Genomic DNA, 12348 nt, shown 5'->3' on the forward strand with positions numbered 1-12348 from the left:
TCGGGATCCCGCTGATTTCAGTTTGTTTGCCACTTTATGCTTAGGGTTGGACAAGACAGCATCGATTTTCTCGATCACTACGATGTGGTGGTAGTGGGAGGCGGCCATTCCGGTTGTGAGGCGGCCTTGGCTGCGGCTCGGCTGGGCTGCAATACCCTGATGCTGACCTTGAATCTGGACAAGATCGCTTGGCAGCCCTGTAACCCGGCTGTAGGGGGGCCAGCCAAATCGCAATTGGTGCATGAGATCGATGCCCTCGGTGGCGAGATGGGCAAAGTTACCGACCGTACTTATCTGCAAAAGCGGGTGTTGAACCGCTCGCGGGGGCCAGCGGTGTGGGCGCTACGGGCGCAAACCGACAAACGGGAATATGCGCGGGTAATGCGCTCGGTGGTGGAAACCCAAGCCAACCTCACCCTTCGGGAAGGCACCGTTACGGATCTGGTGCTGGGGCGCAACGATGAGATTGTCGGGGTAGTCACCCATTTCGGCACCGTGTTTGGATGCAAAGGGGTGATCCTAACCACCGGCACATTTCTGGGGGGACGCATCTGGATTGGTCGCCACTGGCAAGCTGCCGGACGGGCTGGAGAATTTGCCGTAGAAGGGCTGACGGACACCCTCAACCAACTGGGGTTTGAAACGGATCGCCTCAAAACCGGCACCCCCGCCCGCGTGGATCGCCGCAGTGTAGATTTTTCCGTGATGGAGCGGCAACCCGGGGATCCGGATCTGCGCTGGTTTAGTTTCGATCCGCAGGTGTGGATCCCACGCGAGCAGATGGATTGCCACTTGACCCGCACCACCCCGGAAACCCACCGCATCATTCGAGAAAATCTCCACGAAACCCCTGTCTATGGCGGCTGGGTAGAGGCCAAAGGGCCGCGCTACTGCCCTAGCATCGAAGACAAAATTGTTCGCTTTGCTGACAAAGACAGCCATCAGATTTTTATTGAGCCGGAAGGCCGGGATCTGCCGGAGCTGTATATCCAGGGTTTCTCGACGGGCATGCCGGAGAAAATCCAGATTCAAATGTTGCGCTCCCTGCCGGGCCTGGAAAAGTGTGTGATGCTGCGCCCGGCCTATGCGGTGGAATACGACTATTTGCCCGCCACCCAGCTTTATCCCACCCTGATGACCAAACGGGTGGAGGGGTTGTTTTGTGCGGGGCAACTGAACGGCACCACCGGCTATGAAGAGGCGGGGGCGCAGGGGTTGCTGGCCGGGATCAACGCTGCTCGCCTAGCTCAGGGCCAGCCTTTGGTAACCCTACCGCGGGAGTCCAGCTACATTGGCACCTTGATCGACGATCTGTGCACCAAAGAGCTGCGGGAACCCTACCGGATGCTCACTAGCCGCTCGGAATACCGTCTCATCCTGCGTTCGGATAATGCCGATCAGCGGCTAACGCCTCTTGGACGCGAATGGGGCTTGGTCGATGACCGCCGCTGGGATCTTTTCCAAGCCAAGCAAGCTCGCATTGAAGCAGAAATTCAACGGCTGGAGCAGCAACGGGTGAAAGCTCAGGATCCGGCTGGGATCCACCTCAGCCAACTGACTGGGCAGGCGATCAAGGGATCCGCCACCCTAGCCGAGATTTTGCGCCGCAATCAGGTGCATTACCTGGATCTTCTGGAGTTGGATTTGGGGGATCCAGAGTTGGATCCCTTCGAGCAAGAAGCTGCCGAAATTGCCGTGAAATACAGCGGTTATATTCAACGGCAACAAACCCAAATCGAACAGGTGAGCAAACAGTACCATCGCCCTTTGCCTACCGATCTCGACTATCAGGCCATCCACACCCTGTCCAGAGAATCGCGGGATAAGTTGTCTGCTGTTCGCCCTCTGACACTGGGCCAAGCCGCCCGGATTGGCGGTGTCAACCCGGCTGATATCAATGCCCTGTTGATTTACTTGGAGGTGCAGAAGCAGCAAAACCGGGTGATGCGGGATCCCGTTGGGGTGACCCCTCAAGGGTGACTGGGCTGAGCTGTCATGGGAGCTTTGGCCTGCCCTCCGAGAGGATCTGGATTCACTGGATTGACTGGGCTTGGATTGACTGGGCTTCCAGTGAGCAAACCTGCGGTTGAAGGCACTGTGATTGGGCGGAATGGGCTTGCTCGGTTCCCGGAGCTGAGGTGTACAGGGCAGGGATCCCTTCCAAGGGCATCCGAGAAGCCACCCCCAAGTCCAAGGGTGAAACTTCCCCCCGCAGCCAGTGGCTCAGGCCTGCCGCACCGATCATGGCCGCATTGTCGGTACACAAAGCAATCGGTGGGATCACCACCTGCAACCCTTTGGCAGCCCCAGCTTCCGTTAGACGAGATCTCAACTCCCGATTGGCGGCCACTCCTCCCGTCAACAGCAGGGTGGATAGGCCCAAGTGTTCTGCACAGGCCAGTGCTTTTTCGGTGAGCACCCCCGTTAAGCGGGCTTGAAAGCTGGCGGCAATATCGGCGATGGGAAGCTCCTTGCCTTCGGCTTGTAGCTGCTGGGTGAGGCGCAGCACCGCTGTTTTCAGGCCGCTGAAACTGGTGTCGTAGGGATGATCCACCTTGCCTTCGGGCAAGGGAAAGCGCTCTGGATTTCCCTGTTGGGCCCAGCGGTCGATCTGCGGCCCGCCCGGATAGCCCAACCCCAAGAGACGGGCCACCTTGTCAAACGCCTCCCCTGCCGCATCATCGCGGGTACGACCCACCGTCTGATACTCTCCGTAGGTCTTCATCCAGATCAAGCTGGTGTGCCCGCCAGAAACCAACAGACACAAACAAGGGGGGCGCAAATTCGGTTCTGCCAAAAAGCCGCTGAACAGGTGCCCTTCCAGATGGTGAACCCCGATCAAAGGTTTGTTGTACAGCAGGGCCAAGGTTTTGGCCCCCATGAGCCCCACCAACAGGGATCCCACCAAACCAGGGGCACAGGTCACCGCGATGGCATCCACCTCGGCCAGAGTCAAATTTGCCTGGTGCAAAGCCGCCTCAAGCACAAACGGCAGGGTTTCCACGTGTTGACGGGAAGCCACCTCGGGCACCACTCCCCCATAGGCGGCATGGATCTCGATTTGGCTGGCCACAACCGAGCTCATCACTTGTGGGGCAAAGTCGTTCTGAGCCAGATCTGCCTCTACCACAGCCACAGCAGTTTCATCACAACTGGTTTCAAGAGCAAGGATGCGGGGCATAGGTCGGGATCTGCCAGAAGCAGGAGAGAGAAAAGGGCTTTCCTTAAGAATTGTGTGAGCTGAAACCCAGGATCCGTTGAGGCGAGACACTCAGGAGTATGATACTAACCGTTTAGTGCCCGTTTCCGCTTCCCAAACAGGTTTTGGTGTTGCGGAGTTGGTTTTCCTCAGGCTTCTAGGTTGTCTTTAGAGACGGTCTCCTGAGAACCAACTCAATGGGCGAGTGCTAATTGGCCCTGAACTGGGATCCCAACCTCATTCAGATCTTAGCCCCCTACCTCAAGGACACATCCTGCTATGCGAACCTTTTTGAGCCTTATCCTGGCCCTTTGCATCGCGCTTGGCCTCACCCAATCTGTGCAGGCAGAGCCCTTGATCGGTCTGAAACCTTGCAGCGAAGTTCCCGCTTTTCAGGCCCGCATGGACGATCGGCTGAGCAGCCTGGAAGACAAGATTGTCAGCGCCAGCCCCGAAATGGCCGCCTTTTACGAGCAAAAATTGGCCCAAACCACCCAGCGTTTTGAACGCTACAGCACTCTGCTCTGTGGTGAGGAAGGCTTGCCGCACTTGGTCACCGATGGCCGCCTGAACCACGCGGGCGAGTTTCTCATCCCTGGCTTGCTTTTCCTCTACATTGCTGGCTGGCTGGGCTGGGCGGGTCGCTCTTACCTGATTGCTGTGCGGGAGAGCGATAGCCCTGAGATGAAAGAAAGCTCCATCGATGTGGCCTTGGCTCTGCGATGTTTCCTCACTGCCTTGGCTTGGCCTGCGGTTGCCTTCAAAGAAATTGCCAGTGGCGAAATTCAAGCTCCTGAAGCTGCTGTGCCCATTTCTCCTCGCTGAGAATTTTGAGGGTTTTCAGTTCAGTTCTTTATCTTGTTTGCGCGGCCCATTCTGAATCCAATACTTGATCCAATACTTGAGAGGCATGTATGGCTGATTTCACCAAGTTTCTCACTACAGCCCCAGTGGCGTTCATTCTCTTCTCCACCTTCATTTTTGCGCTGTTCATCGAGATCAATCGTTTCTTTCCTGATATCTTGACTTTTTAAGCCCATTTGTCAGGGATCCCAGCGGTCAACAACCAACGCCTTTTGGGATCCCTGCTCTCTTTGAGATTACTTTTGAGATTACGTTTTTAGATTGGATTGCTTTATTCCTTTCGCACTGGATATAGAGTTGCTGACATGGTTGAACCCAATGCCGACAGTGCTCCGCTCAGCGAGGGCTACATCACCGTTCCTGAGGGGGATCCGCAAATTGGCGATCTGTGGACGCCGATCAACCATGCACCTGCCATCCGCTTGTTGATTGACTGGTTACCGATCAATCGCCCCGGCCTGAGCCCAATTTGGCGTGGACTGGAAATTGGTATGGCCCATGGCTACTGGTTGGTGGGGCCTTTTGCCAAGCTAGGCCCGTTACGCAACGAACCGACAGGACTTCTGAGTGGTTTTTTGGGCGCCTGTGGCCTGACTTTGATCATGACGGCGGTTCTTTCTCTTTATGGCACCGTCACCTCGCAACGCAACATTGGCCCAGTGGGGGGATCCCAGGCCTGGAGCGAGTTGGCGGCTGGCTTTTTGGTGGGCAGCATTGGTGGGGCAATCGTCGCCTACTTGCTGTTGCTGAATGCGGATTTGTTGTTGCCAGGCTTGGGCTAACGCTCTGTTTGTATTGATCGGTTGTTTAGAAGACTCAAGCTCCCGAAATTCTTCTACCGCTCAAGGGATCCCAGTCGGTCGAATTGGGGTTGAACTGGGGTGAGCGCTACTCACTCCATCACATCATCCACCACATCTTTGATCGGTTCTCGGACATCTTCAACCACATGGCGGGCCGCCGCTTCCGCTTGTTTGGCCTTGCCTTCCAGCTTTTCCCGTTGGTCTCCGGTGAGTTCACCGACAGCCTCCTGGATTTTGCCTTCCAGATTTTTGGCAGTGGCTTCAACTTGCTTTTCAAGGTTCATAAAGCAGGCCCCTCCAGTTGTAGTGCCTCGTCCATTCATACAACATGCCACCTCCCCTAGCCCAGTGATCCAGATCACCCCTTGGGCTGTTTTGGGTCGTGATGATCAGGCTGGCCGAACAGAGGAGGGTTGTCCTAGCATAGATTGAATCTTGAAATGAGCCGACGACAGCGATTCCGAATATTTTTCTACACAATTTTCCCGAGCTGCTGTGAACGATTTGCTGTCTGATTCCACTTCAGAAAAGCTCTCTCTGGCCGAGATTCGCCGTTTGTCGCCGACAGCCTTGGCCTACCTGGGGGATGCCATCTACGAACTGCACGTACGGCGGCAACATCTGTTTCCTCCGGAGCGGCTGGAGCGCTATCATCAGCAGGTGGTGGGGCGGGTGCGCGGCTCTGCCCAGGCAAAATTGTTGCTGGCGTTGTTGCCCTATCTAAACCCGGAAGAGCAGGAAGTTGTCCGTTGGGGGCGCAATGGCTGCGGTCGTCCCCCCCGACATTTACCCCTAGCGGACTATCAAAATGCCAGTGGGTTGGAAACCATCCTCGGCTACCTGTATTTGGCCAATCTGGAGCGGTTAAAGCAAATCCTAGCTCTGACTGATGTTTTGGCGAAGACCGTGGCGGAAATAGAAGGTTAGGATAGTCTTCTGCTGTTCATCCGTTCGCTCTCATGCCCAGGCCCCCTCAGCGCAAACCTTCTCCGCGGCTGTCCCGCACGGGCAAACCGCAGCGGCGCGGAGGGCAATCCAGTGGTGTCAGTCGGGCCCAGCGGCCCAAACGTAGAGATTGGCAAGAGGCTTCTCCTCAAGCTCCCAGAGCTGCTGCGGAGGAAGCCCCGGTAAAACCAATTCGCCGCGATTCGGAACGGCCTAAGCGGGTGATTCGTACCCAACCTGCACGTGAACGCCGTCGGGATCCGATTCCCCCACTTCGAGAGGATCTGACAGAAGTCCCCTCGAGTTCTGATCCCCAAGCGACGGCAGACCCAGAGCCCGATCAAGAGATCATCTACGGTCGTCAGGCATTGCTAGCGGCTCTGCGGGCCCAATCCACCCTCAACCGGGTTTGGATTCTCTCCAGATTGCGCTATAGCCCACAGTTTCTGCCCCTCCTAGAAGAGGCCAAGGTCCGCGGTACCGTCATTGATGAAGTTTCCCCACAGCGATTAAATTCCCTCACAGATGGAGCCAATCACCAGGGTATCGCCGCCCAAGCCACCCCCTACCAGTACATGGATCTGGAGAGTTTGGTGGAACAAAGCCAGCAGGCCAGCCCCAACCCTGTTTTGGTGGTACTAGACGGGATCCAGGATCCCCACAATTTGGGTGCCATCGCTCGCAGTGTGGAAGCGTTTGGTATGCAGGGGATGGTGATCCCGCAACGGCGGGCGGCTGGGGTAACCTCGACGGTGCTGAAGGTGGCGGCGGGAGCCTTGTCTACCTTGCCGGTGGCACGGGTGGTGAACCTGAATCGAGCCTTGGAGGTTCTGAAAGAGCAGGGGTTTTGGGTTTATGGCGCTGCTAGCCAGGGGGCAGCCCCTGTGTACAGTGCCGATTTTAAGCGTCCTATTGCTCTGGTGATCGGCTCCGAAGGAGAAGGAATCAGCCTGCTCACCCAGCGCCATTGTGACCAACTTCTATCCATTCCCTTGGCGGGCCGAACCGAGAGCTTGAATGCTTCGGTGGCGGCTGGCATCGCCCTCTACGAGATCCACCGACAGCGCTCTCCCCAACAATTGAAACGAACTGAGTCTGATACGTTCCTCAACAAAGGCAGTAGAATCTAGAAGATTGCAAAAGATGTCGAACGATCATTAACACCTGTTAATGGGGGATGGATCCCGTGAGTAACCCTTTGGCCAACCTGTTGGATAGGTTCCGCGGCCTATCGGTCTGGATTGAGATCACCACCGAGGACTGCACCTACTACTATGGCCCCTTCACCACCGAGGCAGAAGCAGAGCAACTCAAAGGTCAGTACATTGCCGATTTGAAAGCAGAGGGATCCGCAAAGATCCAGGCACTAGTGAAGAAAATGCGCCAGCCGGAGTCTCTGACGGTGGCTCGTACCCGCACTGGAGCCCGATCTTGATGGCAGCCACCGCTTACCAGGTAACCGTTCATCATCGGGGCCAGACTTACCAGTTCACCGCTCCTGCTGATCAACCGGTTTTGCAAGCGGCCTTTGCGAAAGGGATCGAGCTACCTTCTTCTTGTCAGGCGGGGGTTTGTACCACTTGTGCGGCGCGGCTGAAGTCGGGATCCGTTACGCAAGTGGATGCGATGGGGATTGGGCCGGAGTTAAAGGAGCAGGGGTTTGTCCTACTGTGCGTAGCGTATGCAACTTCTGATCTGGAGGTGGAGACCGATCAAGAAGATGAGGTTTACCGTCTACAATTTGGTTCTTGAGTCTCTTGTCCCCTTCTTTGTGAAGCTGCATTTGCTCCACCTGAGCTTGCCCTTGGTTTTACCCCTCCGTGCTGCACAGCTAGAAGAGCAGCTCTGTCAACAGGTGAGCCAAACCTTAGGCCAGTCTGCGGATCTGTTGCGCTGGAGTCTGACGGCGGTTGATGGGGAGCAGGTTTGGGCGGAGGTGGTGGCAACGACGAACGGGCCAGTGGATCCCCAAAATTCCCCAAAATCATCCTCAAAATCATGGTGAACCTTGGGCCTTCCGTGAGTGAAGCAACTGAAGTAACGGCATTACATCCCCCTGTCGCCCTCACCATTGCCGGATCCGACAGTGGTGGTGGGGCGGGCATTCAAGCGGATTTGCGCACCTTCGCCTTTCAGCGGGTGCATGGCACCTCAGCGTTGACCTGTATTACCGCCCAAAATACCCTTGGGGTCAGTCGAGTCGATGCTTTACCTCCAGCAGCGGTGGCGGCTCAAATCGAGGCGGTGGCTGGCGATATCGGCGTGCAAGGGATCAAAACCGGCATGTTGCTCAATAAAGATATCGTTCAGGAGGTGGCCCGCCAAGTGGAGCGGTTGGGGTTACAGCCCTTGGTGGTGGATCCGGTGATGGTGTCGCGCACGGGGGCGAAGTTGTTGGCGGAAGAGGCGATTGTGGCGATTCGAGAACGGCTACTCCCTTTGGCCCAGGTGCTAACCCCCAACCGTTATGAGGCGCAAATTTTGTCCGGTTTGGAGCTGCACTCCCTGGAGGATATGAAAGCTGCCGCAGAACAGATCGAATCTGCGGGATCCCTGGCCGTGCTGGTGAAGGGAGGGGGCATGCCCGGGGATCTGCAGGGGGTGGATGTGTGGTTTGATGGGCAGCGGCTGGAGGTGCTGAGAACTGAGCGGATCCCGACTCGCCATACTCACGGCACCGGCTGTACCCTCTCGGCGGCGATCGCAGCCCAGTTGGCTTGGGGCAAGGATCCTTTTCAGGCAGTTCAGCAGGCCAAGACCTATGTGACAGAAGCGCTGCGGCATCCTCTGGCAATTGGCTCTGGTCAGGGGCCGGTAGGGCATTTTTACCCGTTGCTCGGTCACCAAACAGGCTGAGACTTTGCCAGTTATCGAGCAAGGGCAATGGTCACCATCAGCCTATGCAAAAAAATATTGGCGGGCCAGGGATCGATCTGGGTGGTGCTCCCTGCCTCAATTCGAGCAGCGCCCCACAGCTTACCGTTCGTGCCTGAGCCGAGAATACCCTCAGCCTTGGATCCCTTCGAAGGGATCCCTTGCCACTGCACCGGCTCTTGCCAAGCCAAGACCATTTCTGCTAGCTACAAAGTACAGCCTTTTCCAGCGTTATCTGATATGGCAGACTCATGTCAATCCCTTGCTCCAGAGGGTTTTGGCCTAGCTCAAGGGCTTGTATGAAGTCGGAAAAGGCTATATCGAGCAACATTTGTGAAGCAACATTGTGAGCAGAAGTTGGTGAGTCTCTGATAGGCAGCCTGGAAAATCCTACGGGAGGAGTGAGATGCGCATTGCTCAGATCGCCCCTTTGCATGAAAGCGTGCCCCCCAAACTTTACGGCGGCACCGAACGGGTGGTGTCCTGGCTTACGGAAGAGCTGGTGCGCCGTGGGCACGAGGTGACCCTGTTTGCCAGCGGAGATTCCCAGACTCAGGCGCGGTTGATCCCCTTTCGGGATCAGGCCCTGCGGCTGGATAAAAATGCTATCGACACGGTGGCCCCCCACATCCTGATGGTGGAAAAGGTGTTCCAGATGGCAGATCAGTTTGATCTGATCCACGGCCACATCGATTACTATCCCTATGCTTTGGCCCGTCGCCATCCCGAAGCTGCTTTTGTTACAACTTTGCACGGGCGACTGGATATTCCCGAGCTGCAACCCCTCTACAGCGAATTTAACGACATTCCCCTGGTTTCGATTTCCAATGCTCAGCGTAACCCGCTGCCCCAGGCCCGGTGGGCTGGCACGGTCTACCATGGCCTGCCTTTGGATCTGCATGCTTTTTACCCGGAACCGGGGGATTACCTAGCCTTCTTGGGGCGGGTGTCGCCGGAGAAGGGCCTCGATACGGCTATTGAAATCGCGACCCAAGCGGGCATGCCCCTCAAGGCTTCCATCAAGATTGACCCGGTGGATCGCCAGTACTACGAGTCCTACATCGCTCCGATGGTTCAGAATAACCCCAATGTGGAGCTGACCGGGGAGATCAATGAGCAGGAGAAAAGTGAGTTTTTGGGCAAAGCTTATGCGGTGTTATTCCCGATCCGTTGGCCGGAGCCGTTTGGCTTGGTGATGATTGAGTCGATGGCCTGTGGCACGCCGGTGATCGCCACCCGCTTTGGCTCGGTGCCGGAGGTCATGGCGGATGGGCAAACGGGCTTTATTGTGGATTCGGTGCCCCAGGCGGTGGAGGCGGTTTCTCGGGTGGGATCCCTGAGTCGGCAGCGGGTACGGCAGGTGTTTGAAGACCGATACAGCATCGCCCAGATGGTGAATGGCTATGAGGCCCTCTATCAGCAGTTGCTCAGCAGCCGAGCTTCGGCTCAGGCAGAGGTGACAGCAGCCTAGCAGAGGACAGATGGATGCCAGAAGACATTATCCAGATTCAGGAGCAGTACTACATCCGAGCCAGCGCCTCTCTGGCAGAAACTCGCTCTCATGTGCTTAAGCACGACAACTGTTTTGCGGTATTCGACCGGCTGGGGAACATGCGCCCTTTGGGGATCCGCGATCACGGCCTCTTTCGAGATGACACCCGGTTTTTATCGCGGTTGGTGCTGGATCTGGAGGGAAAGCAGTTTTTGCTCCTTAGCTCGGAGGTGCGGGAGGACAAGGATATTTTGGCGGTGGATCTGGCCAATCCTGAGTTCACCACCTCAGAGGGGCAATTCATTGGCCAGGATACCCTCCATGTTTTGCGTACCACCTTTTTGTGGAATAATGCCGCCTATGAGCAGATCCGAATCCATAATTATGGCTCGGAGGCCTTTCGGGTTCCGATTACCCTGCGATTTGAGGCGGATTTTGCCGATATTTTTGAGGTGCGTGGGATCCCGCGCAGCCGGCAGGGGGAGAGGCTCTCGCCTCAGGTGACCTCTGATGAGGTGATCCTCCCTTATCGGGGGTTGGATGGGGTGGAACGTCAGACCCATCTGCGGTTTTCGCCCGCGCCAGCGGTGGTGGGCCAGGATTGGGTGCAGTGGTGGGTGCCGCTGCACCCCCAGGAGGAGCGGCAGCTGTGGCTGACGGTGGTCTGTGCCTACAAAGGAGAGGAGGGGGGAGGGGGATCCCCAGATTACGAAGAGGCCCTGCAATCGGAACGAACCCAGCGCCAGCAGATGCGGGCCCAATCGGCCCAGATCGATACCGGCAATGCCCAATTCAACGATTGGCTGAATGCCTCGCGGGATGATCTGCTGATGATGCTCACCCGAACCCACCACGGACTCTATCCCTATGCGGGGGTGCCCTGGTTTAGCACCGTCTTTGGGCGGGATGCTTTGATCACGGCCTTAGCCACCCTCTGGTGGCATCCTCAGATTGCCCAGGGAGTGCTCCTCTACCTAGCTGCCCAGCAGGCCACTGAAGAGGATCCCAGTCGGGATGCCGAACCCGGCAAGATCCTGCACGAGCAGCGTCGCTGCGAGATGGCCAAAACCCGTGAGATCCCGTTTGGGCAGTATTTTGGCAGCATCGATTCAACCCCGTTGTTTGTGGTGTTGGCGGGCCGCTATACGCAGCGCAGCGGAGATCTGGCTCTGCTTAAGCAGCTCTGGCCCCACATTGAGGCTGCCCTCACCTGGATGGATACCTACGGGGATCCCGATGGGGATGGTTTTGTGGAATATGTGCGTAAGGCTCACAAAGGACTGCGCAACCAGGGTTGGAAAGATTCAGATGATTCGATTTTTTATCCGGATGGATCCCTGGCAGAACCTCCCCTGGCCCTGTGTGAGGTGCAGGGCTATGTCTATGAGGCCAAGGTGCTGGCGGCTCAGATGGCTGAAATTCTGGGTCAGTCGGAGCGTGCCACCACCTTAAGATGGCAAGCCCTGAGCCTACAGCAGCAGTTTCTTAAACACTTCTGGTGTGAGGAGTTGGGGGGCTATGCCCTAGCTCTTGATGGAGAGAAAAAGCCCTGCCGGGTACGCAGCTCCAACATGGGTCATTGCCTGTTTTCCGGCATCGCCGACTCAGCCCATGCCGCCCGCATCGCTGCTCAGATGATGCAGCCGGATTTCTTCACTGGTTGGGGGATCCGCACCGTCCCGCAGGGGGAAGGCCGCTTTAACCCCATGTCCTACCACAACGGCTCCATCTGGCCCCACGATAATGCCCTGATCGCGGCGGGGTTTGCCCGTTATGGCCACAAAGCAGAGGCCATACGGGTATTGACGGGTCTATTCGATGCCACCCAGTTTTTGGATCTGAAGCGCTTGCCCGAGCTGTTTTGTGGGTTTTCCCGCCGACAGCGGGAGGGTCCCACCCTCTACCCGGTGGCTTGCTTGCCCCAGTCCTGGGCAGCGGCCAGTGTATTTTTGCTCTTGCAAGCCTGCCTAGGGCTTGAGATCGATGGCCAACATCAGCGGGTCAGCCTGACGCAACCTACCCTGCCCCTGTGGCTTCCCCATGTCACCCTCCACAACATTGCCGTGGGAGAGGGATCCATCGACATCGGCCTTTACCTGCACGGCGGTGGAGTGGGGATCAATGTCTTAGGCCGTAGGGGGGAGGTTGAGCTAATCGTGAAATGAACCTTA

General features: G+C 56.9%; 14 protein-coding genes. 10 read left to right on the forward strand and 4 right to left on the reverse strand.

Annotated elements, in window-relative coordinates; genetic code table 11:
* Positions 1–36: 36 nt before the first annotated feature.
* Positions 37–1980 carry a tRNA uridine-5-carboxymethylaminomethyl(34) synthesis enzyme MnmG gene (mnmG, locus tag L1047_RS14565; protein ID WP_235279730.1) on the forward strand — a complete coding sequence of 648 codons (1944 nt, stop codon included), beginning with the start codon at positions 37–39 and terminating at the stop codon, positions 1978–1980.
* A gap of 52 nt (positions 1981–2032) precedes the next feature.
* On the opposite strand, the gene tsaD is transcribed toward mnmG, so the two are convergent.
* The gene (gene tsaD / locus L1047_RS14570) at positions 2033–3181 is read right to left on the reverse strand and encodes a tRNA (adenosine(37)-N6)-threonylcarbamoyltransferase complex transferase subunit TsaD (protein ID WP_235279731.1); all 1149 of its coding nucleotides are present in this window, start codon (positions 3179–3181) and stop codon (positions 2033–2035) included.
* A 297-nt stretch (positions 3182–3478) separates the two neighbouring features.
* Between tsaD and L1047_RS14575 the strand changes: the two genes are divergently transcribed.
* On the forward strand, positions 3479–4024 hold the full coding sequence (locus tag L1047_RS14575; RefSeq protein WP_235279732.1) for a Photosystem I reaction center subunit III: 546 nt from the start codon (positions 3479–3481) through the stop codon (positions 4022–4024).
* A gap of 20 nt (positions 4025–4044) precedes the next feature.
* Here the strand turns inward: L1047_RS14575 and L1047_RS16825 are convergent, their stop codons facing one another.
* Positions 4045–4239 carry a hypothetical protein gene (locus L1047_RS16825; RefSeq protein ID WP_443081732.1) on the reverse strand — a complete coding sequence of 65 codons (195 nt, stop codon included), beginning with the start codon at positions 4237–4239 and terminating at the stop codon, positions 4045–4047.
* A gap of 129 nt (positions 4240–4368) precedes the next feature.
* On the opposite strand from L1047_RS16825, the gene L1047_RS14585 reads away from it, so the two are divergent.
* A complete protein-coding gene (locus L1047_RS14585; protein ID WP_235279734.1) occupies positions 4369–4845 on the forward strand; it encodes a photosystem I reaction center protein subunit XI in 477 nt (158 codons plus the stop codon).
* Between the two features lie 110 nt (positions 4846–4955).
* On the opposite strand, the gene L1047_RS14590 is transcribed toward L1047_RS14585, so the two are convergent.
* Positions 4956–5150: a CsbD family protein gene (locus L1047_RS14590; RefSeq protein WP_235279735.1), complete on the reverse strand. Its 195-nt coding sequence runs from the start codon at positions 5148–5150 to the stop codon at positions 4956–4958.
* A 211-nt stretch (positions 5151–5361) separates the two neighbouring features.
* Here L1047_RS14590 and L1047_RS14595 point away from each other — a divergent pair, with 211 nt between their 5' ends.
* The 5 genes from L1047_RS14595 (at position 5362) to thiD (ending at position 8667) form a co-directional block, all read left to right on the forward strand.
* Positions 5362–5793, forward strand: a complete 432-nt coding sequence (locus L1047_RS14595) for a ribonuclease III domain-containing protein (RefSeq protein WP_235279736.1) — start codon at positions 5362–5364, stop codon at positions 5791–5793.
* Between the two features lie 32 nt (positions 5794–5825).
* On the forward strand, positions 5826–6941 hold the full coding sequence (gene rlmB / locus L1047_RS14600) for a 23S rRNA (guanosine(2251)-2'-O)-methyltransferase RlmB (protein ID WP_235279737.1): 1116 nt from the start codon (positions 5826–5828) through the stop codon (positions 6939–6941).
* A gap of 47 nt (positions 6942–6988) precedes the next feature.
* Positions 6989–7246: a DUF1816 domain-containing protein gene (locus L1047_RS14605; protein WP_235279738.1), complete on the forward strand. Its 258-nt coding sequence runs from the start codon at positions 6989–6991 to the stop codon at positions 7244–7246.
* On the forward strand, positions 7246–7563 hold the full coding sequence (locus L1047_RS14610; protein ID WP_235279739.1) for a 2Fe-2S iron-sulfur cluster-binding protein: 318 nt from the start codon (positions 7246–7248) through the stop codon (positions 7561–7563). The genes L1047_RS14605 and L1047_RS14610 overlap by 1 nt, the downstream gene beginning before the upstream one ends.
* Before the next feature lie 246 nt (positions 7564–7809).
* Complete coding sequence (thiD, locus tag L1047_RS14615; RefSeq protein WP_235280088.1) at positions 7810–8667, forward strand: bifunctional hydroxymethylpyrimidine kinase/phosphomethylpyrimidine kinase; 858 nt, start codon at positions 7810–7812, stop codon at positions 8665–8667.
* An 11-nt stretch (positions 8668–8678) separates the two neighbouring features.
* On the opposite strand, the gene L1047_RS14620 is transcribed toward thiD, so the two are convergent.
* Positions 8679–8882, reverse strand: coding sequence for a hypothetical protein (locus tag L1047_RS14620; RefSeq protein WP_235279740.1), 204 nt, complete (start codon positions 8880–8882; stop codon positions 8679–8681).
* Positions 8883–9091: 209 nt separating this feature from the next.
* On the opposite strand from L1047_RS14620, the gene L1047_RS14625 reads away from it, so the two are divergent.
* Together L1047_RS14625 and L1047_RS14630 are read left to right on the forward strand one after the other, a co-directional pair.
* Positions 9092–10156 (forward strand): glycosyltransferase family 4 protein, encoded by a 1065-nt coding sequence (locus L1047_RS14625; protein WP_235279741.1) that lies wholly within the window; start codon positions 9092–9094, stop codon positions 10154–10156.
* Between the two features lie 14 nt (positions 10157–10170).
* Positions 10171–12342, forward strand: coding sequence for an amylo-alpha-1,6-glucosidase (locus tag L1047_RS14630; RefSeq protein WP_235279742.1), 2172 nt, complete (start codon positions 10171–10173; stop codon positions 12340–12342).
* The last annotated feature ends 6 nt before the right edge of the window (positions 12343–12348 follow it).

The sequence above is a fragment of the Synechococcus sp. Nb3U1 genome (assembly GCF_021533835.1).
GTDB lineage: Bacteria > Cyanobacteriota > Cyanobacteriia > Thermostichales > Thermostichaceae > Thermostichus.